Source organism: Paracoccus chinensis, from assembly GCF_900102885.1.
Lineage (GTDB): Bacteria > Pseudomonadota > Alphaproteobacteria > Rhodobacterales > Rhodobacteraceae > Paracoccus > Paracoccus chinensis.
Genome location: NZ_FNGE01000004.1, coordinates 147,758 through 168,652, shown reverse-complemented (window position 1 = coordinate 168,652; position 20,895 = coordinate 147,758). Strand labels below are relative to the sequence as shown.

At 68.4% G+C, this 20,895-nt stretch carries 19 protein-coding genes; 7 read left to right on the top strand and 12 right to left on the bottom strand.

The annotated features are described in order from the left end of the window. Window positions 1-19 precede the first annotated feature (19 nt). Together BLQ03_RS06215 and BLQ03_RS06210 are read right to left on the bottom strand one after the other, a co-directional pair. Window positions 20-895, bottom strand: a complete 876-nt coding sequence (locus tag BLQ03_RS06215; RefSeq protein WP_090753941.1) for an NAD(P)H-hydrate dehydratase — start codon at window positions 893-895, stop codon at window positions 20-22. Then, on the bottom strand, window positions 892-1,659 hold the full coding sequence (locus BLQ03_RS06210; protein WP_090753940.1) for a histidine phosphatase family protein: 768 nt from the start codon (window positions 1,657-1,659) through the stop codon (window positions 892-894). The genes BLQ03_RS06215 and BLQ03_RS06210 overlap by 4 nt, the downstream gene beginning before the upstream one ends. 189 nt (window positions 1,660-1,848) lie before the next feature. Between BLQ03_RS06210 and BLQ03_RS06205 the strand changes: the two genes are divergently transcribed. From BLQ03_RS06205 to BLQ03_RS06185, 5 genes are read left to right on the top strand one after another with little or no spacing between them, the layout of a single operon-like run. Next, window positions 1,849-3,447, top strand: coding sequence for an ABC transporter substrate-binding protein (locus BLQ03_RS06205; protein WP_090753939.1), 1,599 nt, complete (start codon window positions 1,849-1,851; stop codon window positions 3,445-3,447). A gap of 4 nt (window positions 3,448-3,451) precedes the next feature. Next, window positions 3,452-4,519, top strand: coding sequence for an ABC transporter permease (locus tag BLQ03_RS06200; protein ID WP_425415721.1), 1,068 nt, complete (start codon window positions 3,452-3,454; stop codon window positions 4,517-4,519). After that, complete coding sequence (nikC, locus tag BLQ03_RS06195) at window positions 4,516-5,424, top strand: nickel transporter permease (protein WP_090753937.1); 909 nt, start codon at window positions 4,516-4,518, stop codon at window positions 5,422-5,424. Before BLQ03_RS06200 ends, nikC begins: the two co-directional genes overlap by 4 nt. Continuing rightward, complete coding sequence (locus BLQ03_RS06190) at window positions 5,421-6,305, top strand: ABC transporter ATP-binding protein (protein WP_090753935.1); 885 nt, start codon at window positions 5,421-5,423, stop codon at window positions 6,303-6,305. Before nikC ends, BLQ03_RS06190 begins: the two co-directional genes overlap by 4 nt. Then, window positions 6,302-7,063, top strand: a complete 762-nt coding sequence (locus BLQ03_RS06185; protein WP_090753933.1) for an ABC transporter ATP-binding protein — start codon at window positions 6,302-6,304, stop codon at window positions 7,061-7,063. Before BLQ03_RS06190 ends, BLQ03_RS06185 begins: the two co-directional genes overlap by 4 nt. A gap of 4 nt (window positions 7,064-7,067) precedes the next feature. Here BLQ03_RS06185 and BLQ03_RS06180 read toward each other — a convergent pair whose 3' ends face one another. From BLQ03_RS06180 to BLQ03_RS06150, 7 genes are read right to left on the bottom strand one after another with little or no spacing between them, the layout of a single operon-like run. After that, window positions 7,068-7,826, bottom strand: coding sequence for an SDR family NAD(P)-dependent oxidoreductase (locus BLQ03_RS06180; RefSeq protein WP_090753932.1), 759 nt, complete (start codon window positions 7,824-7,826; stop codon window positions 7,068-7,070). Continuing rightward, the gene (locus BLQ03_RS06175; protein WP_245688697.1) at window positions 7,823-8,713 is read right to left on the bottom strand and encodes a DUF296 domain-containing protein; all 891 of its coding nucleotides are present in this window, start codon (window positions 8,711-8,713) and stop codon (window positions 7,823-7,825) included. The genes BLQ03_RS06180 and BLQ03_RS06175 overlap by 4 nt, the downstream gene beginning before the upstream one ends. Continuing rightward, window positions 8,710-10,326, bottom strand: coding sequence for an acyl-CoA synthetase (locus tag BLQ03_RS06170; protein WP_090753929.1), 1,617 nt, complete (start codon window positions 10,324-10,326; stop codon window positions 8,710-8,712). Before BLQ03_RS06170 ends, BLQ03_RS06175 begins: the two co-directional genes overlap by 4 nt. Beyond that, window positions 10,323-11,492 (bottom strand): acetyl-CoA acetyltransferase, encoded by a 1,170-nt coding sequence (locus tag BLQ03_RS06165; protein WP_090753927.1) that lies wholly within the window; start codon window positions 11,490-11,492, stop codon window positions 10,323-10,325. Before BLQ03_RS06165 ends, BLQ03_RS06170 begins: the two co-directional genes overlap by 4 nt. Before the next feature lie 3 nt (window positions 11,493-11,495). Further along, window positions 11,496-12,350, bottom strand: coding sequence for an IclR family transcriptional regulator (locus BLQ03_RS06160; RefSeq protein ID WP_090753925.1), 855 nt, complete (start codon window positions 12,348-12,350; stop codon window positions 11,496-11,498). A gap of 1 nt (window position 12,351) precedes the next feature. Next, complete coding sequence (locus tag BLQ03_RS06155; protein ID WP_090753923.1) at window positions 12,352-13,368, bottom strand: TRAP transporter substrate-binding protein; 1,017 nt, start codon at window positions 13,366-13,368, stop codon at window positions 12,352-12,354. 26 nt (window positions 13,369-13,394) lie between these two features. Beyond that, on the bottom strand, window positions 13,395-15,269 hold the full coding sequence (locus tag BLQ03_RS06150; RefSeq protein ID WP_090753921.1) for a TRAP transporter large permease: 1,875 nt from the start codon (window positions 15,267-15,269) through the stop codon (window positions 13,395-13,397). 405 nt (window positions 15,270-15,674) lie between these two features. Here BLQ03_RS06150 and BLQ03_RS06145 point away from each other — a divergent pair, with 405 nt between their 5' ends. Next, window positions 15,675-16,298, top strand: coding sequence for an outer membrane protein (locus tag BLQ03_RS06145; protein ID WP_245688696.1), 624 nt, complete (start codon window positions 15,675-15,677; stop codon window positions 16,296-16,298). A 181-nt stretch (window positions 16,299-16,479) separates the two neighbouring features. Then, complete coding sequence (locus BLQ03_RS06140; protein WP_090753919.1) at window positions 16,480-17,889, top strand: coniferyl aldehyde dehydrogenase; 1,410 nt, start codon at window positions 16,480-16,482, stop codon at window positions 17,887-17,889. On the opposite strand, the gene BLQ03_RS19115 is transcribed toward BLQ03_RS06140, so the two are convergent. The 3 genes from BLQ03_RS19115 to nirJ are packed head-to-tail and all read right to left on the bottom strand — an operon-like array spanning window position 17,886 to window position 20,890. Then, the gene (locus tag BLQ03_RS19115; RefSeq protein ID WP_342672007.1) at window positions 17,886-18,047 is read right to left on the bottom strand and encodes a hypothetical protein; all 162 of its coding nucleotides are present in this window, start codon (window positions 18,045-18,047) and stop codon (window positions 17,886-17,888) included. The genes BLQ03_RS06140 and BLQ03_RS19115 overlap by 4 nt on opposite strands. Window positions 18,048-18,099: 52 nt before the next feature. After that, window positions 18,100-19,644, bottom strand: coding sequence for a cytochrome D1 domain-containing protein (locus BLQ03_RS06130; protein ID WP_425415720.1), 1,545 nt, complete (start codon window positions 19,642-19,644; stop codon window positions 18,100-18,102). 22 nt (window positions 19,645-19,666) lie between these two features. Further along, window positions 19,667-20,890 carry a heme d1 biosynthesis radical SAM protein NirJ gene (gene nirJ, locus BLQ03_RS06125; RefSeq protein WP_090753914.1) on the bottom strand — a complete coding sequence of 408 codons (1,224 nt, stop codon included), beginning with the start codon at window positions 20,888-20,890 and terminating at the stop codon, window positions 19,667-19,669. Window positions 20,891-20,895 lie beyond the last annotated feature (5 nt).

Below are 20,895 nucleotides of genomic sequence, written 5' to 3'. Positions count from 1 at the left end.
AGGCCTCGCGGCCCCGCGTCTAGATCCCGCGCATCAGGCTCGGCACCTCGCCGGGCAGTTCGCGGGCAAGGAAGCCCATCATCCCCAGCCGCTCGGCCAGCCGCCGTCCCGCCTCGCCATGCAGCCAGACGCCCCAGCAGGTCGCCTCCCAGGCTGGCATCCCCCGCGCGCAGAGGCCCGCGATGATCCCGGTCAGCACGTCGCCCGATCCGCCCGTCGCCAGCCCCACGCCGCCGCCGCCATAGACGATCAGCTCGCCGTCGGGGCTGGCGATCACGGTGGTCGCGCCCTTGATGAGCACCACCGCCCGCAGTCGTTCGGCCTGCTCCAGCGCGACCTTGTCGCGGTCGGCCTCGATCTCCTCGGCGGGAATGCCGGTCAGCAATGCCATCTCGCCCACATGCGGGGTCAGGATCGCGCCGCCGGGCAGGGCGGCGATGGCGTCCTGCCGGTCGATCCCGGCGCAGACGGCAGCCGCATCGATGATGACGGGCGCGCCGCCCGCATGGGGCAGCAGCCTGTCGAGGATCACGCCCCCGGCCTCGGTCGTGCCCACGGCGGGGCCCAGCGCCAGGCAGTCGCAGGGGGCGAGCTTGTCCATGATGGGGCTGCAGTCGGCGATCTCTCCGTCCGGGCCGGTGGGCAGGGCGAAGATGCCGGATTCGGGCATGGCCATGCCGGTGGGGATTGCCAGGGGCTCGGGCAGGGCGATCTGCACCTTTCCCGCCCCTGCCCGGAAGGCCGCGGTCGCGGTCAGCGTCAGCCCCCCCGGCACCAGAAGCGAGCCGCCCACCAGCATCAGCCGGCCGCGGCTGTTCTTGTCGGTGTCCTCGGGGTGGACCGGCAGGGGATGCCGGCGCAGCCAGGCCGCGTCGAGAACCTGTGCCTCGGTCATCCCCGGTTCCCTACGATGGCGTCGGGCTCGCGCGTGACGGGGGTATGCTCGGCCTCCATCGGCGCGGTCACGTTGTAGCGGACCAGCGCCATGCCGCCGTCGGTGCCTTCCTCGCCGGCTTCCCAACGGTATTCGGTGATGGAACAGTTGGCCACGTCCCCTGCGCGGTCGATGGCGAGGATCTCCTGTTCCGTCAGCCCCTCGATGACGTAGCGCAGGCAGAGGACGACGACCTGATGGGCCACGATCATCACCCGGCAGCCGCCGTGATGCAGCCCGACCGTGTCCATCAGCGCGCGCAGGCGGAAGATCACGTCGCACCAGCTCTCGCCCCCCGGCGGACGGTGGTAGAACTTGCCCAGGCTGGCGCGCAGCTCGGCCTGCTGAGGGTGTTCCGCGCGGATGCCGAGGCCGGTCAGGCCGTCGAGGATGCCGAATTCCTTTTCCCGCAGCCGCTCGTCCAGGTGGATGCGGGTGCCCTCCGGGCAGCCCCCGGCCTCGCGGAACAGGCGCGCCGTTTCCATCGCCCGGAGATAGGGCGAGGCGAGGACGACGTTCGGCCGCCCTTCCTCCTTCCCCTGCGAGAACCAGTGGCCCAATGCACGGGCCTGCTGTTCGCCCAGGGGGGAAAGCGGCACGTCCACGTCCCGGCCCGTCAGGTCGATCCGGGGCAGGCCCTGCTGATAGGCGAAGTCGCGCGCCACGTTGCCCGCGCTTTCGCCATGCCGCACGATCCACAGTCGCTCGGGCCATCTTGGCGTCATTGTCGTCCCCCGCATCCGTCTGACGGACAACACGGGCGGGTGCCTTCGGGTTGCGCCATCGTGATGCTTGCGTCGCGGGGCAGGATGGCGCACCAACGGCGCAGAGCCGGACGAACCGGCCAGCAATCCCATGCGCTTGCCCGCGGCCCAAGGACGAGGAGCGGCGCCAGAACCGACAGGATCAGGACCATGACGCTTTCGTTCTCCGCCCGCGCGCTGCTGCTGGCCTCGGCGCTTGCGCTTGCCCCGGCGGCTTACGCCGAAACCCCCGCCGACACGCTGGTGGTTGCTGCCCAGATCGACGACATCATCAGCCTCGACCCCGCGCAGAGCTTCGAGTTCTCGGGCAACGACGTTACCCAGAACCTTTATGACCGGCTGGTCGATTTCGACGCGCTGGACCTGTCCAAGGGCTACCAGCCCAGCCTCGCCGAAAGCTGGCAGATGAGCGAGGACGGGCTGACCCTGACGCTGACCATGCGCGAGGGCGTGACCTTCCAGTCGGGCAACCCGGTGCGCGCCGAGGACGCCGCCTGGTCGCTGCAGCGCGTGGTCAAGCTGAACAAGGCACCGGCCTTCATTTTGACCCAGTTCGGCTTCACGCCCGAGAACGTGGACCAGATGATCACGGCCGAGGGGCGTACGCTGACCATCCGGCTGGACAAGCCCTATGCGCAGTCCTTCGTGCTGAACTGCCTTGCTGCCAGCAATGCCGCCGTGATCGACAAGGAAACGGCGATGGCCAACGCGCAGGGCGACGACCTGGGCAACACCTGGCTGTCCACCAACGGCGCGGGCTCGGGCCCCTACAGCCTGGCCGCGTGGCGCCCGAACGAGGTCGTCCAGCTTGTCGCCAACGAGACCTACTGGGGCGGCGCGCCCGCGATGAAGCGGGTGATCGTGCGCAACGTGCAGGAGTCCAGCGCCCAGCGCCTTCAGCTCGAGGCTGGCGACATCGACGTGGCGCGCAACCTGACGCCCACCGACGTGGACGCCCTGGCGGGCAACCCGGAGATCAAGTTCAGCGAGGAACTGAAGGGCCGCATCCTCTACATGGGCCTGAACCAGAAGGACCCGCTGCTGTCCCAGCCTCCCGTGATCGAGGCCATGAAATACCTGGTCGATTACGCCGGGATGGAAGCCTCTTTCCTGAAGGGCCAGTGGAAGACGCACCAGGCCTTCCTGCCCGAGGGCTACCTTGGCGCGCTGGAAGAGAACCCCTGGACCTATGACATCGAGAAGGCCCGCCAGATCCTGACCGACGCCGGCATCAACGGCGGCACCGTCACGACCAAGGTGCGCGACATCCGCGAATACCTGGACGTGGCGCAGTCGCTGCAGAACGCGATGGCCCAGGTCGGCCTGACGCTGGAGATCGAGCAGATGACGGGCGCGCAGGTGCTGGACGCCTACCGTGCGCGGCAGGTTCCGATCTTCCTGGGCGAATGGGGCCCCGATTATGCCGACCCGCAGACCAACGCGGGGACCTTTGCCTATAACCCGAACAACGCGGATGACGCGGGGCTGACCGGCATCCTGGCCTGGCGCAACGCTTACGCGGTGCCCGCCGATATGAACGCCACCGTCGAGGCCGCGGTCGTGGAACAGGACACCGAGAAGCGCCGCCAGATGTATGTGGACCTGCAGAAACGCTATCAGGCCGAAGCGCCGATCATCCCGCTGTTCCAGCGCGTCGCGCGGGACGGGATGCAGGCCAACGTGCAGAACTGGTCCACCGGCGGCTCGGTCATCAGCGCGCCCTACAAGCAGGTCACCAAGGGCGAGTGATCCGGTGAGCCTGAACACCGCCCAAGTGCCGGGGCCGCAGCCCCGTCCCCGCAGCCCCGCCTGGCGGCGGCTGCGCGGGGCGGGCGGCGTGCTTCTGTCGCTGGTCCTGACGATGCTGGGGCTGCTGCTGGTGACCTTCATCATCGGGCGGGTCATGCCGATCGACCCGGTGCTGAAGGTCGTGGGCGAACGCGCGACCCAGGCCCAGTACGAGGCGGCGCGCCAGGCCATGGGCCTCGACCAGCCGCTGATCGTCCAGTTCCTGACCTATATCGGGGACGTGCTGCGGGGCGACTTCGGCCGCTCGATCTCGACCGGGCATCCCGTGGCCGAGGACCTGCGCCGCGTCTTTCCCGCCACGCTGGAACTGGCAAGCCTCGGCACGCTGATCGGCGTCGTGATCGGCGTGCCGCTGGGGGTGGTCGCGGCCGCCAACCGGGGGCGCTGGATCGATCAGGTCGCGCGCGTCGTGGCGCTGGTCGGCTATTCGGTGCCGATCTTCTGGCTGGGGCTGATGGGCCTTCTGGTCTTCTACGGCATCCTCGGATGGGTCGGCGGGCCGGGGCGGCAGGGCATCCTGTTCGACGGCATGGTGGACACCCGCACCGGCCTGATGCTGCTGGACACGGCGCTTGCGGGCGACTGGCCCGCCTTCCGCGACGCCTTCAGCCACATCATCCTGCCCGCGAGCCTCTTGGGCTACTTCAGCCTCGCCTATATCAGCCGCATGACGCGCAGCTTCATGCTGGAGCAGCTGTCGGCGGAATACATCACCACGGCACGGGTCAAGGGCCTGCCGGAATGGCGCGTCGTCTGGGGCCATGCCTTCCGCAACATCGCCATCCCGCTGACCACCGTTATCGCGCTGAGCTTCGGCTCGCTTCTGGAAGGCTCCGTCCTGACCGAGATCATCTTCAGCTGGCCCGGCATCGGCAGCTACATCACCAAGGCGCTGCTGGCGGGCGACATGAACGCGGTGCTGGGCGGCACGGTCGTGGTCGGCACCTGCTTCGTGGTGCTGAACCTTCTGTCCGACATCCTGTACCGCGTCCTCGACCCGAGGTCGAAATGAGCGACGTTTCCCTGCGCGACTGGCTTCTGACGGATGCGCCCCAGACCCGGCGGCAGGCGCGGCTGGGGGCCTTCTATCAGGGGTGGCTGGTATTCCGGTCCAACCACCTGGCCCTGCTGGGCTTGGTGATCTTGGTCCTGCTGGTGGGAACCGCGATCTTCGCCCCTTGGATCGCGCCGCAAAGCCCCTTTGCGCAGGACCTGGCCGACCGGCTACAGCCGCCCTCGGCGGAACATTGGCTGGGGACCGACGCGCTGGGCCGGGACATCCTGTCGCGGCTGATCTGGGGCTCGCGGATCACGCTGTTCATCGTCGGCACGGTCGCGCTGATCTCGCCCCTGATCGGGCTGCTGATCGGAACGGTCGCGGGTTTCGCGGGCGGCTGGGTGGATCAGGTCCTTATGCGGATCACCGACATCTTCCTGGCCTTTCCCAAGCTGATCCTCGCGCTGGCCTTCGTGGCCGCGCTTGGCCCCAGCGTCACCAACGCCGTCCTTGCGCTGGCCCTGACCGGCTGGCCACCCTACGCGCGGCTTGCGCGGGCCGAGACGCTGACCATCCGCAACGCCGACTTCATCGCCGCGGCCCGGATGCAGGGCGCTTCGGCGCCGCGGCTGCTGATCCTGCACATCTGGCCCTTGTGCCTGTCCTCGCTGATCGTTCGCGTCGCGCTGGACATGGCGGGGATCATCCTGTCGGCGGCGGGTCTGGGCTTCCTCGGCCTTGGTGCGCAGCCGCCCGCGCCGGAATGGGGGGCCATGATCTCGGACGGGCGGACCTATATCCTCGACCACTGGTGGGTCGCGGCCATGCCGGGGATCGCCATCTTCCTCGTCAGCCTCGCCTTCAATTTCCTGGGCGACGGCTTGCGCGACGTGCTGGACCCCAAAGGGGCCGGGGAATGAGCGCGCTTCTGTCCGTTCGCGACCTGCGGGTCACCTTCCCGAGCCGGCAGGGGGTGTTCGAGGCCGTGCGCGGCGTCTCCTTCGACCTTGGCCGCGAAAGGCTGGGCGTGGTGGGCGAAAGCGGCTCGGGCAAGTCGATGACCGGCCGCGCGATCCTGGGCCTTGTCCGCCCACCGGGGCGAGTGACGGCGCAGGCGCTGACCTTGGGCGGGCAGGACATCCTGAACCTGCCCGAACGCGAGCGCCGCAAGATCCGGGGCCGCCGCATCGCCATGGTCATGCAGGACCCCAAGTTCAGCCTGAATCCCGTGATGCGCGTTGGCGATCAGATCGTCGAGGCCTACCGCCTGCACAGCGGCGCGGGCCGCGCGGCTGCGCGCCTGAAGGCGCTGGAGATGCTGGAAGCCGTCCGCATCCGCGACCCCGAGCGGGTCTACCAGTCCTATCCGCACGAGGTGTCGGGCGGGATGGGCCAGCGCATCATGATCGCCATGATGCTGGCCGCCGGCCCCGAGATCCTGATCGCGGACGAGCCGACCTCGGCGCTGGACGTGTCCGTGCGGGCCGAGGTGCTGCGGATCATGGACGACCTTGTCCGCGACCGGGGCATGGGGCTGATCTTCATCAGCCACGACCTGAACCTTGTTGCGCAGTTCTGCGACCGGGTGCTGATCATGTATGCGGGGCGCATCGTGGAAACGCTGGCCGCCCGCGACCTGCACGCGGCGCGCCATCCCTACACGCAGGGGCTGCTGAACAGCCTGCCGCGGCTGGACGCGCCGGTGGAGCGCCTGCCCGTGCTGGAACGGGCCGAGGAATGGCGCGAGGGGCCGCTGGTCGATGCCTCGATGACCGAGGCCCTGCCCGGGGGCCTGCGATGAGCGCGCCTATCCTGTCAGTTGCGGACCTGCGCGTCTGGTTCGGCCATCCGCCCGACCGGGTGGACGCCGTGCGCGGCGTGGACCTTGGGGTGCAACGGGGCGAAAGCTTCGGGCTGGTGGGCGAATCCGGGTCCGGCAAGTCCACGGTCCTGCGCGCCATCGCGGGCCTTGCCCCCGACTGGTCGGGCCGGGTCGCCGTCGCGGGCGAGACCCTGTCGGGCGCCCGCCGCAGCCCCGCCTTCCACCGCCGCGTGCAGATGGTCTTCCAGGATCCCTATGCCAGCCTGCACCCCCGCCACACGGTGGACCGGGTGCTGGCCGAGACGCTGACCCTGCAGGGCATGGACGACATCGACCGCCGGATCGTGCGCCTGCTGGACGACGTGGGGCTGGGGCGCGGCTTCCGCTTCCGCTATCCCCACCAGCTGTCGGGTGGCCAGCGCCAGCGCGTCGCCATTGCCCGGGCGCTCGCCGGGGAACCCGAGCTTCTGCTGCTGGACGAGCCGACCTCGGCGCTGGACGTGTCGGTGCAGGCCGAGATCCTGAACCTGCTGACCGACCTGCGCGCGGATCGCGGGCTGACCTACCTGATGGTCAGCCACGACCTCGCCGTGATCGGGCACCTCTGCCAGCGGCTGGCAGTGATGCAGGCAGGCGAGATCGTGGACCGGCTGGAGGTCGCGGACCTGCGGGCGGGTCGGGCACAGAACGCCTATACCCGCCACCTGATCGCGGCCTCGCAATACCAGCGGGCCTGAGCCCTCAGTCGTCCCGGCGCAGCGCGGGCAGGCCCACGCCCGTCGCGTCGAAGCCGCCGTCCACGGCGAGGGTCTGGCCCGTGACGAAGCTCGCGTTGTCCGAGCACAGGAAGACGATGCCTTCTGCGATTTCGCGCGCCTCGCCATAACGGTTCAGCGGGATCGCGTCGTAATAGGCCGCGATGATTTCCGGCGCATGGACCGCCATCGCGAGCTTGGTGCGGACCGGGCCGGGGGCGATGCAGTTCACGCGGATGCCCATCTCGCCCAGCTCGGCGGCATATTGCTTGGTCAGGTGGATGACAGCGGCCTTCGACGTGCCGTAGGCCACCCGCAGCGTGGACGCCCGCAGCCCCGAGATCGAGGCGATGTTGACGATCGCGCCCTTTGTCTCGGCCAGCGCCGGGGTCAGCGCCTGGGTGCACAGGAACACGCCGTCGAGGTTCGTGGCCATCACCTCGCGCCACTGCTCGAAGGAGACCGTCTCGGCGCGGGCGAACAGCGCCACGCCCGCGTTGTTGACCAGGGCGTCGATGCGGCCGAAGCGGGTCAGTGCCTGCTCGCGCATCTGCTCAACCTGCTCGGGGATCGAGACGTCGGCGACGATGGGATGGACGCCCTGCAGCGTGCCCGAGGCGGCGGCCAGTTCGTCCCCGTCCCGGTCCACCATGGCGACCTGCCAGCCGCGTTCCAGGAAGATCTCGGTGGCGGCAAGGCCGATGCCGCGCGCGGCGCCGGTGACGAGGGCGACTTTGGTGGTCATGTTCTGTCCTTGGTCGGTTCGATCAGAAGTTCCAGCGTCACACCCACGGGGTTCGCCCCGCGCGCCAGCACGCCGTGAGAAATGGCGCCGTCGATGTCCACGACATCGATGGGCAGATGCGCGCGGCCGCCCTCGACCCGAGCACCCGCAAAGCGCAGTTCAGTCGCAAGACAATCGACGCGGGTGCCGTCGGTGAACAAAATATGGTCGATGCTGCCGAGGCCGTGGATGCGCGCCTCGGTCCAGCCTGCATCGGCACAGAGGGCCTCGACGGCGGTCACGACATCCTCGCCCGGCGCGATGCGGGCGAGAAGGCCATGGGTGCCGGGCTGGCCGCCTGAAATCTGGAACAGGGTGAAGTTCGTTTCGGCATCGGGGCGCGAGTCGAACCAGGCATCCCGCGCGCCGATTCCGGTCACGGGTGCATCCTGTGCGACCACGCTGTCAAAGGGCAGCAGGTGCCCCATGGCCCTGCTTTCGCCCGCGCCCCAGATGCCGTGGCAATGCAGAAATGCCGCGCCGTCGCGCTGGCCGACGCTGGCCGTGGCACACTCAATCCGCACCGGCCCTTCGGGGGCGTAGGTGTCCGAATACCATGCCGCGTGCGACGCATCTCGGGACAGGGCCGGCAGGACATAGCGCATTGGGTCGCAGGTCACGCCGTCCAGGAAGACCACGCCTCCCGGACAGCCCGCCTCGGCGAACAGCCGGGCGACCCCGGCCATCACCGTCTCGCCTGCCCGCAGGGTGCCCGCGACCGGTACCAGCCGTGTCCGCGCCGCCTGCACCCGCTCTGCCGCGGGCGGTCCGGGGTGGACCATGCGCGCGGTCTTTGCCCCCGAGGGCTGGGAGGTCCGGGGCATGGCCCAGGCTGCGTCCAGGGTCATGCCTGCGCGTCCCCGGACAACTCGCGCCGTTCCAACTCCTCGCGGATCATCTTCTTGGTGATCTTGCCATAGGCCGACTTCGGCAGCGCGTCCCACATCACGAAGCGGCGCGGCAGCTTGTAGCGCGAAAGCTTGCCGTCGAGATGCGCGGCCAGGTCCTCGGGCGTGACCTGGGCGCCTTGTCGGGGCACGCAGACCGCCCAGCCGACCTCGCCCCACAGGGGATCGGGCATCCCCAGCACGGCGACCTCGCTGATGGCGGGGTGGGTCAGGATCTTCTCCTCGACCTCGCGCGGATAAACGTTCGAGCCGCCCGAGATGAACATGTCCGACTTCCGACCGGTGATGTAGAAGAACCCGCGCGCGTCCATGTGGCCGAGGTCGCCCGTGCGGAACCAGCCATTGCGGAAGGATTCCGCGTTTGCCTTGGGGTTGTTCCAGTAGCCCGCGAAGACGGCGAGGCCGGTCACGCAGATCTCGCCCGTCTCGCCGGGGACGACTTCGTTTCCGCTGTCGTCCTGCACCTGCACCTCAAGCCCCGTGCGGGCAAAGCCGCAGGTGCCGGTCAGGCCGTCGTCGGTGGCGCTGTGCAGCCAGGTCGGCAGGACGGTGATCGCGCCCGTGACCTCGCCCAGGCCGAAATACTGGACCAGCACCGGGCCCAGCACCTCCAGCGCGCGCTTCTGGTCCTCGCGGTACATCGGCGCGCCCGCGTAGATGACATAGCGCAGCGAGGAGAGGTCGGCCGTGGCCGCCGCCGGATGTTCCACGATCAGCTTGAGGATCGTGGGAACCGTGAAGATGGTCGAGACGCGCCATTCCGCGATCAGGGCGCAGACGGTCTCGACGTCGAACTTCTCGGACGGCATCAGCACGGTCTTTACCCCGCGCGCGACCTGCGTCAGCTGGTGGACGCCCGCCCCATGCGACAAGGGCGCGACGACCAGCGAGGCATCCTCGGGCGTCAGTCCCGGCATCAGGTCCGCGAGGTGATTTGTGACCACGAAGGCCATCTGCCCGTGGGTCAGGACGGATGCCTTGGGCCGCCCCGTGGTCCCCGAGGTGAAGAAGAACCAGCAGGGATCGTCACGATCCACCACCGCCACGCGTGGGCGCTGGCCCATGTAGTCCTCGGTCAGTGCCTCCAGCGAGGTGCCGAAGGCATTGCCGCCGATCGTCAGCGTGAAGCCCAGATCGCCGCAGGCTGCTGCGTGATCGGGGAAGGCCGCGTTGCAGACCAGCCCCACGGCGCCCGAGGCCTGCACCTGATAGGCGACCTCCTCGGGGGTCTGGCGGAAGTTCGCGGGCACCCAGACGCCGCCCGCGCGCCAGACCGCGAACATGGCCTGCATCATCTCGGGGCAGTTCTGCGACTGGCAGAGGACCCGGTCGCCCTTCTTCAGGCCCAGCCGGTCCTGAAGCGCGGCAGCCAAGGCATCGGTGCGGGCCTCGAACTCGGCCCAGGTCCAGCGGCGATCACCCATGACCAGCGCGATTTCCTCGGGCAGGCGGCGGGCGGATTGCGTCAGGAAGGTGGCGAGGTTCATCACCCGCGTGGACACCGGCAGGGCCGTCGCGGCGGTGCCCGCTAGGGGCAGGGTCGCGTCGTTCATTTCACCCTCTCGAGGATCGAGCAGTAGTTGGCGACGGCCGCGCCGCCCATGTTGAAGACACCGGCCAGTTTCGCGCCCGGCACCTGCATCTCGCCCGCTTCCTCCGCCAGTTGCAGGCAGGCCATGACGTGCTGGGAAACGCCCGTGGCCCCGATGGGATGACCGCGCGACTTGAGCCCGCCCGAGGGGTTCACCGGCAGCGCGCCGCCCATCCGCGTGGTGCCGTCCCGCACGACCTTCCAGCCCTCGCCGGGGGCGGCGAGGCCCATCGCCTCGTATTCGATCATCTCGGCGATGGTGAAGCAGTCATGGGTTTCCACGAGGTCGAGGTCCATGATCTGGACCCCCGCCTGATCCAGCGCCTGTGCCCAGGCGCGGTGTGCGCCCTCGAAGGCGATGGGATCGCGGCGGGACAGCGCCAGCACGTCGCCCGCCTGGGCCCGGGCGCGGAAGCGGATGGCGCGGGACAGGCTTTCCGCCGTCTCGGCATCCGCCAGCACGATGGCCGCCGCCCCGTCCGAGATCAGCGAGCAGTCGGTGCGCCTGAGCGGCCCTGCCACGCGCGGGTTCTTGTCCGAGGGCGTGTTGCAGAACTCGACCCCGAAGTCCTTCTGCATATGGGCGTAAGGGTTGCGGGTGCCGTTCTCGTGGTTCTTGGCGGCGATCATCGCCAGTTCCTCGGACCGGTCGCCGTGGCGCTGGAAATAGGTGTTGGCGATCTGGCCGAAGACGCCCGCGAAGCCGCCTTCCACGTCGGCCTCCTCGGGGACGTAGCTGGCGGCCAGAAGGATGTCGCCGACTTCGGAGACCGGGGTCGCGGTCATCTTCTCGGCCCCGATCACCAGCGCGACCCGGCCGCGCCCCGAGGCGATGAAGTCGGCCGCCGCGTAAAGCGCGGCCGAGCCGGTGGCGCAGGCGTTTTCCGTCCGCATGAAGGGCACGCCCGCCAGTTCCGGCGTCCCCATCGCCACCAGAGCGCCCTGGAAATCCTGCCGCGAGAAGCCGTTGTTCCAGACGCCGACGAAGATGCCGTCGACCTGGTCCGCTGACACGCCGGCATGGGCCAGCGCGGGGCCTGCAACCTCGGCCATCAGGGCGGTGGTGTCGGGGGCCTCGGACTTGCCGAAGCGGGTGTGGGCCCAGCCCACGATCAGCGGCTCGGTCATCAGTTATCCTCTCGGGGTGCGAAGCGTCGGTTGCGGCGCGGGGCTTGCGCCGGGGGTGAGGGGCCGGGCGAGCCGCGCCTCGATCAGCGCGGTCTCGGCCCGCAGCAGGCGCACGAGTTCCGCTTGGCGCGCCGGGCCCATGCGGCTGTCGATGGCGGCGATGGTCAGCGCGGCGGCGGGCCGGCCATCGGGCCAGAGCACCGGGACCGCCACGCCCCAGCTTCCCGGCACGACCCGGCCCGGGTTCAGCGCGAAGCCCTGCTCCCGCGCCAGCGCCACGTCGGCGGGCAGATGTGCCGCGGCCTCGCCCATCCGGGCGGCAGTGGCCGGCGCGACGCGGTCCAGGGTGGCCGCGGCTTCCTCGGGCGACAGGGCAGCCAGCAGGGCGAGCCCGCCCGCGCCCACGCCCGCCGGGTTGCGGTCGCCCGCCAGCAGGGCATGGGTGCGTATGGGGAAGGCGCCTTCCTCGCGCATCAGGCAGACGACCTCGTCCCCCTGTGGCACCAGCAGGAAGGCGCTGTCGCCGCTGTCCCGCGCCAGCCGCGCTACACAGTCGGCCGCCAGTTCGGCCATGTCGTGGCGACGCCCGGCGCGCAGGCCCAGCAGGAAGGCGCCCGCGCCTAGGTGGTAAAGCCGCGTGCCCGCGTCCTGTTCGACCAGGGCCGCCCCCATCAGCGAGATCAGCAGGCGCCGGGCGGTGGGCTTGGCCACCCCCGCCACCTGCGCCAGGCTGGAGAGGGACGCCCCCTCGGGCGGGGCGCGGCCCACGGCGGCCAGCAGCGCAAGCGCCCGGTCCACGGCCTGCGCCCCGCCCGGAAGGGCGGGACCGGTCGCGGGAAAGGGCGCCTGCACCACCATGTCAGGCCAGCGCCCGGTCGACCGAGCGTTCCAGAATCGCCCAGGCCTCGTCGCCGAACTTGCCCTTCCACTCGGCATAGAAGCCCGCCTCGCGCAGCTTCTGCTCAAAGGGCGCGGGATCGACCTCGTTGAAGGCCATGCCGGCGGCCTCAAGCTCTCCGCGCAGGGACTCGTTCAGCGCCATCACGTCCTGGCGCTGAGCCATGCCCGCCTCGTTGAAGTTCTTCGAGACGATCGCCTGAAGGTCTTCGGGCAGCGCGGACCAGGCGCGGCGGTTGCCCAGCATCCAGAAGCCGTCCCACATGTGGTTGGTCAGCGAGCAGTATTTCTGCACCTCGGCCATCTTCGAGGTCGAGACGATCGCCAGCGGGTTTTCCTGCCCGTCCACGATGCCCGTCTGCAGCGCCGAATAGGTTTCGGCGAAGTTGATCGAGGTCGGCGCCGCGCCGAAGGCCGTGAACATCGAGGTCCAGAGCGGCGAGACGGGGACGCGGATCTTCATCCCCTCGAAATCTGCGGGCGTGGTGATCGGGCCGCGCGACGAGGTGGTCTGGCGGAAGCCGTTGTCCCAGATATTCTCCTGCACGATCAGCCCGCCCGCCTCGATCTGCGACCGGGCATAGGCGCCAAGCTCGCCATCCATGGCCGACCAGACGGCGTCGTAGTTCGGGAAGGCGAAGCCCACGCCGTTGACGGCGGCGTTCGGGATCAGCGTGGACAGGATCAGCGGCGAGAGCAGGAAGAACTCGACCCCGCCCGAGCGCAACTGGCCCAGCACGTCGGTGTCCGCGCCCAGCTGGTTCGAGGGGAAGACCTGGATGTCCACGCGGCCGTCCGATTCCTCGAGGATCTTCGCCACGGCCTCGGCCGCGCGGACGTTGGTGGGGTGGGTCATCGGCTGGTTGTTGGCCAGCTTCATGGTGAACTCGGCCGCGCGGGCGGCGCCGGGGCGGATGAAGGGCGCGGCAAGGCCGAGGGCAGCAGCCCCCATCAGCAGGGTGCGGCGGTTGGTTTTCACGGGTTCTCTCCTCCCAGAGATCAGCTTCAGATGAAGGCGGTGGAAATGGCGGGCACGGCGGCGATCACGCCCAGGCCCACCAGCAGCGCGACAAGGTAGGGCCAGATGCGCCCCATCACGGCGTCGGGCGAGATGTTGGCGATCTTGCAGGCGATGTAGAAGCCGATGCCGATGGGCGGCGCCATCAGGCCGATGTTCATCGCAGTCACGATCACCATCGAATAATGGATGTCGTTCAGCCCCAGCGCGCGGGCCAGCGGGAACATGATCGGCGCCAGCAGGACGATGGCGGGCAGTCCTTCCAGCACACAGCCGAGGATCAGGAAGATCACGACCGAGGCCAGCATGAAGATCACCGCGCCCCCCGGCAGGGCGGTCATGATGGCGGTCAGGTCGCGGGCGAAGCCCGATTGCGTCAGCGCCCAGGACATGGCCGAAGCGGTGCCGAGGATCAGAAGGATCGCGCCCGACATGGCGACGGTTTCCACCAGCATCGGCACGATGCGCTTGCGCGGGATGCCGCCGTACAGGACGACGCCGATCAGGAAGGCATAGACCACGGCGATGGCCGAGACCTCGGTGGCTGTGGCGATGCCGCCGCCGACGAGGCTGCGGATCAGGAAAGGCAGGACCAGCGCGGGCGCCGCGACCAGCAGGGTGCGGCCGATGATGCCGGGGCGGGCGCGGCGGACGCCGGTCATGTCCTCGCCCCGCGCCTTCCAGCGCGCGAGGACCGCCAGAACCAGCAGCAGCACCATGGCGATGACGAAGCCCGCCTTGAAGAGCCCCGCGATGGAGACGCCCGCGGCCGAGCCCAGCACGATCAGCACGATCGAGGGCGGCACCGTGTCGGCCATGGCCGCGCCCGTCGCCAGCAGCGCGGTTATCTCGGCCGGCGAATGCCCCCGCCTGCGCATTTCGGGAAACAGCGCCGGGGCCACCGTTGCCATGTCCGACACCTTGGACCCGGAAATCCCCGAGACGAGGAACATCGAGCCGAGCAGCACATAGCTCATCCCCGCCTTAACGTGTCCGAGCAGCGAGGCGAGGAAGTTCACGATGGCCCGGCCCATCCCGGTTTCATCGAGGATGCAGCCCAGCAGCACGAAGACCGGGACCGACAGCAGGATCAGCGAGGACATCCCCTCGTCGATCCGGCCCATCATCACGAAGACGGGCGCATGGCTGGCGAAAGTCAGGTACGCGAGTGTCCCCGTGGCAAAGCAGAAGGCGATGGGCACGCCGATGGCCAGCAGAAGTGCCACGGCCAGCCCGAGGAAGATCGGCAGGTTCCAGTTGCCGAAGCTGGCAAGAGTGGGTTTCCCCGCCCACAACAGCTCCACGATAGCCCCGACCAGCACCAGCGAGGACAGGATCGCGCCCCAGTTGCGGGTGCGGACGGTGGCAAGGACCATCAGCAGCGCCATCAGCCCGATCCCCGCGGGCAGGGCCGAGGCGCGCCAGGACATCGGCAGTCCCAGCGCCGGCGAGGTGACGAAGGACTCCTCATAGGCGTAACTGACGGCCTCGGGCAGCAGGCGCAGCAGAAGGATGCAGGTGACGACCAGCCCTGCGACCTCGATCCAGGGACGGATGCGTTCGGGGATCAGCGGCAGGAAGATGGTCAGGCGCAGGTGCTCGTGCCGGTCCACGGCAATGGCCGCACCCAGCATCGCCATCCAGATGAAGGCCAGCGAGGCGAGTTCGTCGCCCCAGATCAGCGGCTGGTGCAGGACGTAGCGACAGACGACATTGGCCAGGACCGTGGCCATCATCACCGCCAGTAGGGCGGCGGCGACAAGCTCGACCGGCCGCATCCAAGCTTCGGCCTTCTTCGGCTCGGTCAGCGTCTCGATGCCGCCCAGCGCCACTTCGGCACCGGGCTCTTCGGCCAGTTCCATGCCCTGTCCCCCTCTGCTCCACATGCGTTCCGTATGGTGGAGCGGCAGGTGGCTTTCTTTTGCCTGGCAATGAACACCATCCGCAAAGGATGGGGCAAGCCATAAAATTGCTTGAGGAGGGCTATTCCACGCTATGAAACGTCCCTTGAGGGCATCTGGGGCTTTCCGATCTTGCGCGGCCTTCTTCTGGCTCTCGCCTGTGGCTGCGTGTCCGGGAAGACGCGGACGGCTGCCAAGGACCTGTCGGCACCAGTCTTCACGCCTCTGACCAAGGTCGCAGAGGCAGACGGGCCACAGCCTTCGTGATATAAATGCAACAAACTTAAAACCGTTAATAAGTGGTTAATGACAATTGGAAACAGGAGGGCTAATTAAGCTGCATTCAACGGACCTCGGAGTTTATCGATGATGAAGACCACTTTCCTCGCGGCTCTCATTTCCGGCAGCGCTGCCGCTGCAATGGCTGGTGGCTATGCCGCCCCGGTCGTCGAAGTGGCACCTGCCGCCCCGGTCGTTGTCGCGGCCGAACAGCCCACCGGCGATTGGACCGGTTTCTATGCCGGTCTGCAGTACGGCAAGACCGAAGCCGATATCGACGGCATTGACGTCGATGGCGACAACTACGGCGTCCATGTCGGCTACCTGCGCGACTTCGGCCGCTTCGTCGGCGGCGCCGAGCTGTCCTATGACAAGCTGGACGACTTCGACATCGGCGGCATCGACGTCGATGACCTGGTTGGCGACGTGGATGGCAACCTGCTGCGCGCGAAGCTTCTTGCCGGTTACGATGCTGGGCAACTGCTGCCTTACGCTGCGATCAGCCTGGCTCGCGGAGAGCTGGAGTTCGACGGAGAAGATGGCAGCGAGACCGGCCTCGGCTTCGGCCTGGGCGTCAAGTACATGGCGACGCCGCGCTTCATGCTGGGCGCCGAATGGATGCGCAACAGCTTCGAAGTGGACAACGGTGCGGGCTCGGACACCGACGTGGATCTCGACACGCTCAGCCTCAACGCCTCGTTCCGCTTCTGATCGGCTTCTCTCCTGCCTCTCCTGGGTGCCGCAAATGCGGCACCCTTTTTTATTTGCAATCTCGGGTCTGTTTGATTCATAATATTCCGTTCTAAAGTGAAATTGACCGCGCGTAATATTGATCGCCCAACAGATCGATTTTTCCGATCTTCCGCTTAATGTATCTGCTTCGGAGGTGCGAATGACCTTGGCCGAGATGATCAGGCGCCAGCGTGCACACTTCGCAGCAGACCCGCGTCCCGACCTGAAAAGGCGGCGGCATGCTCTGGCGCAACTCGCAGGCGCAGTCCGTGCGCATGAGAGCCGACTGATCGCCGCCGTGGATGCCGATTTCGGCGGTCGCCCGGCTTCCGAAACGCGCCTGTTGGAACTGCTTCCGCTTTACGACCAGATCGCCCATGCCCGTCGCCACCTGCGCGGCTGGATGCGCCGCCGCCGGGTGGCGGCCTCTCTCTTCCTGTGGCCGGCACGGGCGTTCTACGAATTCCAGCCTTTGGGCGTGGTTGGGGTGATCGGCGCCTGGAACTATCCGGTCCTGCTGACGCTCGGTCCCATGGTCGATGCGCTTGCCGCCGGCAACCGCGTGCTGCTCAAGCCGTCCGAGCTTGCGCCGCATACGGCCGAGGCGCTGGCCGCGCTGCTGGCCGAAGCCTTCCCGCCCGAGCAGGTCGCGGTCGTAACCGGCGATGCGGAGGTCGCCCGCGCCCTGACGCGCCTGCCGCTGGATCACCTGGTCTTCACCGGCTCGACCCGTGTCGGGCGCGAGGTGATGCGGGCCGCCGCCGACAACCTGACCCCGGTCACGCTGGAACTGGGTGGCAAGTCGCCCGCCATCCTGCACGACAGCGCCGACCTGAGCCGTGCCCTGCCGCGCCTAATGACCGGCAAGCTGCTGAACGCGGGCCAGACCTGCGTCGCGCCCGATTATGCGCTGGTCCCGCCCGCGCGCATGGCCGAGTTCGAGGCGCAGGCCCGCCGCGCCGTCGCGGCCATGTTCCCGAACGGTCTGAACGGCGACTACGCGCGGATCATCTCGGACCGCCACCTCGCACGGCTGCAGGGCCTCGTGGCCGAGGCACGCGAAGGCGGCGCCCGCGTCGTTGAACTGGCTCCCGTGCCTGCCGGGACGAACGGCCGCCTCATGCCGCCGACACTGGTCTTCGACGCGCCCGAGGACAGTGCCCTCATGCGCGAGGAGATCTTCGGCCCCGTCCTGCCGGTCATCCCCGCGCCGACTCTGGACGATGCGCTGGCTTTCGTGAACGCAAGGCCAAGGCCGCTCGCGCTCTACTACTTCGACGAGGACAAGGCGCGGCAGGACGAGGTACTGGCGCGGACCATGTCGGGCGGCGTCACCTTCAACGACTGCATGTTCCACGTGGGCCAGCTGAACCTGCCCTTCGGCGGGGTCGGGGCCAGCGGGACCGGTGAATACCACGGCTTTGACGACTTCGCGCGCTTTTCCAAGAAGCGCCCGGTGATGGTGCAGCCGCGGCTTGCCATCACCGGCCTTGTCCGGCCGCCCTGGGGCGCGCGCAAGCGGCTGATCGGCGCGATGCTGGCCTATGCCCGGCGCAGCGCCGGGCGCTAGCGCTCCGCCTCGTCCATCAGCCCGCCGACCCAGCGTGCGGCGAGCCATGTCGCGGGGATCGTCAGCGGCACCGCGACGATCAGCGTGGCCACCGGCGACAGGCTCGGCCAGCCGACCGAGGCCGAGATCAGCCCCAGCATGAACAGGTTAATCGCCACCGCCCCCCAGACAAAGGGCGACAGGATCAGCCCCAGCCGCCACAGGTTCCTTCTAGTGGCTGGTGCCGTCCGAGAAGGTGATCTTGTTCCAGACATTGTACTTCCCCGAGGGCTTCCTCATCGGCAGCCGCCGGACCTCCTCCAGCGTCTTGGCATCATAGACGATGACCGCGCCGTCGTCCTCCCAGATCGAGACCAGGGCATACTTGCCGTCCTTCGTGAACTCGGTATGGGCCACGGTCTTGCCGGGGGCGGGGTTCACGGTCTTGACGATCTCCAGCGTCTGCTTGTCGATGATATGGACCTCGTCCTTGTGCGGGCCGAAGAACACATCCGCCCAGACATAGGGCGAGGTCTCGTGGCTGCGCAGGAAGAAGCCGGGGCCGCTGGTCTCGATCTGCTTCACCAGCGTCCAGTCGGTCATGTCGATCACCGACAGGACGCCCTCGTCCAGATGCGGGGTCGCCATGACCTTGTGGCCGTTCCGGTCCCAGGTGATGCCGGAGCCGAGATGCGGCATCCCGGGCAGCGGCAGCTCGGCCACCTTGCCGCCGCTGGTCAGGTTGATGACCACGCCCTTGGTGCCCTCGCGGTTGGTGCCGATCAGGTTCCTGTAGCCGGGATCGAAGAAGAAATCGTCCAGCGGCTCCTCGGTGCGGATGCGGCGGCGGGCGAACAGCCCCTCCTGCGCGCCGAAGGCCTCGGTCGCGTCCTTTTCGTAGGTGTGGACATAGCCGTCGTAATAGGGGCCCGCCTCGGGATCGGTCGCGACCTCCCAGATCTCGGGCGCGTCCTTCAGCGCGAGGATGAAGCTTTTCCGCTCGGGCGCTTGGTAGACCGCGCTGACCCGGCTGGGGGTGCCGTCCTTTGCCGCCACGTCGAGGACGCGCACAGGTTCCAAGGTCTCGGTGGACAGGATCGTCAGTGTCTGCGGCAGGTAGTTGGCGACGGCGAGCCACTGGCCGTCATGGCTCATGGCGATGTTGCGGCTGTTGAGGCCCGCGCGGACACGGCCGACCTCCTTCAGGGACCAGATGTCGTATTTCTCGACCCAGCCGTCACGGGACATGACGAAGACATAGCGGCCGTCGGGCGAGAACTTCGGCCCCCCATGCACCGCATAGGGCGTGCCGAAGCGGTCGAGCACGTCGAAGGTGTCGCCGTCCAGCACGCTGACATGGTGGTCACCCGTCTCGACGACCAGCGTGATGTTCATGGGATCGGCGGTGAAGACCGGCTTTTCCGCCGGGGTGTAGTCCGCGACCATCTCGCGGCTGGCCGCGATGTCGTCCACGGTCCAGCTCGGCGTCTCGGCCAGGGGCGCCTTGATGAACTCAACCAGCGCGGCGATGCGCTCGGGCGAAAGCTGGTCGGCGAAGCCCATCATCTGCGTCGAGGGCCGCCCATGCGCGATCACCTCGTCGATACCGCGCACCCGGCCCAGCGTTTCGGGGATCAGCGCCGGACCGGTGCCGCCCAACCGGTTCTCGGCGTGGCAGGATGCGCAATGCTCGGCATAATCCGTGGCCGCGTCGGCCCAGCCTCCGGTGGGCAGCAGCGCCAGAGCGGCAGCGATCGCGATGTCTTTCGGCCTCAAATATCCCCGCCGGAGGCGTCTTTCAGAAGAAACGGTGCGCGGGGTCATGGCTCTTTCCACGGAAGGGTCTCACGGTCAGCCGTTCGAGGTCATCCTCGACGCCGATCTCGGCATTGGACAGGTAGCAGGCCGGGTCCTCGGCCCAGGGGTCGCCGGTCAGCTGCAGGGCGCGGATGCGGGTGTTGCCGCCGCAGACGTCCTTGAAGGCGCAGGCGCCGCAGCGCCCCTTAAGCGGACGCGGCCGGGTCCGCAGCGTGGCCAGCATGGGATCGTCGCCCGTCCACCATTCGGTGAACGGCTTCTCCTTGACCGAGCCCACGGTGTAGTCCGACCAGTAGGTGTCGGGATGCACCTTCCCCTGCGGGTCGATGTTGGCGACGCCGAGGCCCGAGGAGTTCCCGCCCCAGGCCACCAGATGCTCGCGCACATGGGCCACGGTGGCCGCGTCGAAATTCCGTTCCGCCCAGCGCATGAACCACACGGCATCGGCATCGTTGTTGCCGGTCACAATCTCCAGCGGGCGGCCGTTGGACACGGCGTCCCAGCCCCGCTCGATTAGCAGGTCCATGGCGCGGCGGGTATGGGCGTGCTCCTGATCCTCGCCCCGGTGCTTGTCGCCCCGGCCGGCATAAACGAGGTGGGACAAATAGAACTTGTCCACCCCTTCGGATTCGCAGAGGTCCAGCATCAGCGGTAGCTGGTCGCCGTTGTCCTTGGTGATGGTGAAGCGCAGGCCCACCTTGACGCCCCGCGCCTTGCAGGCCCTCACGCCCGCCAAGGCATTGGCGAAGGCGCCCTGGACGCCCCGGAACCAGTCGTTCGTCGCCCCGATCCCGTCGAGCGAGATGCCGACATAGTCGAAGCCCAGCGCCGCCACGCGGTCGGCCACGCCCGGCTCGCCAAGCTTGGTGCCGTTGGTGGACAGCGACAGGTGGCGGAAGTCCAACTGGCGCGCCCGTTCCGCCAGTTCCCAGAAGTCAAAGCGGCTCAGCGGCTCGCCCCCCGACAGGATCAGCGCAGGGATGCGGAAGGCAGACAGGTCATCCAGCACGCCCAAGGCCTGCTCATGCGTCAGCTCGCCCGGGAAGACGTGGTCCGAGCTGACTGTGTAGCAATGCCGGCACTTGAGGTTGCAGGTGCGGGTCAGGTTCCAGATCACCACCGGCTTGACGGAACCCGGATTGCCGCGGCGCCGGACCGGAGTCGGCTCGACGAGCTGGTGCATGTATTGGGTCAGGCGGAACATCGGCG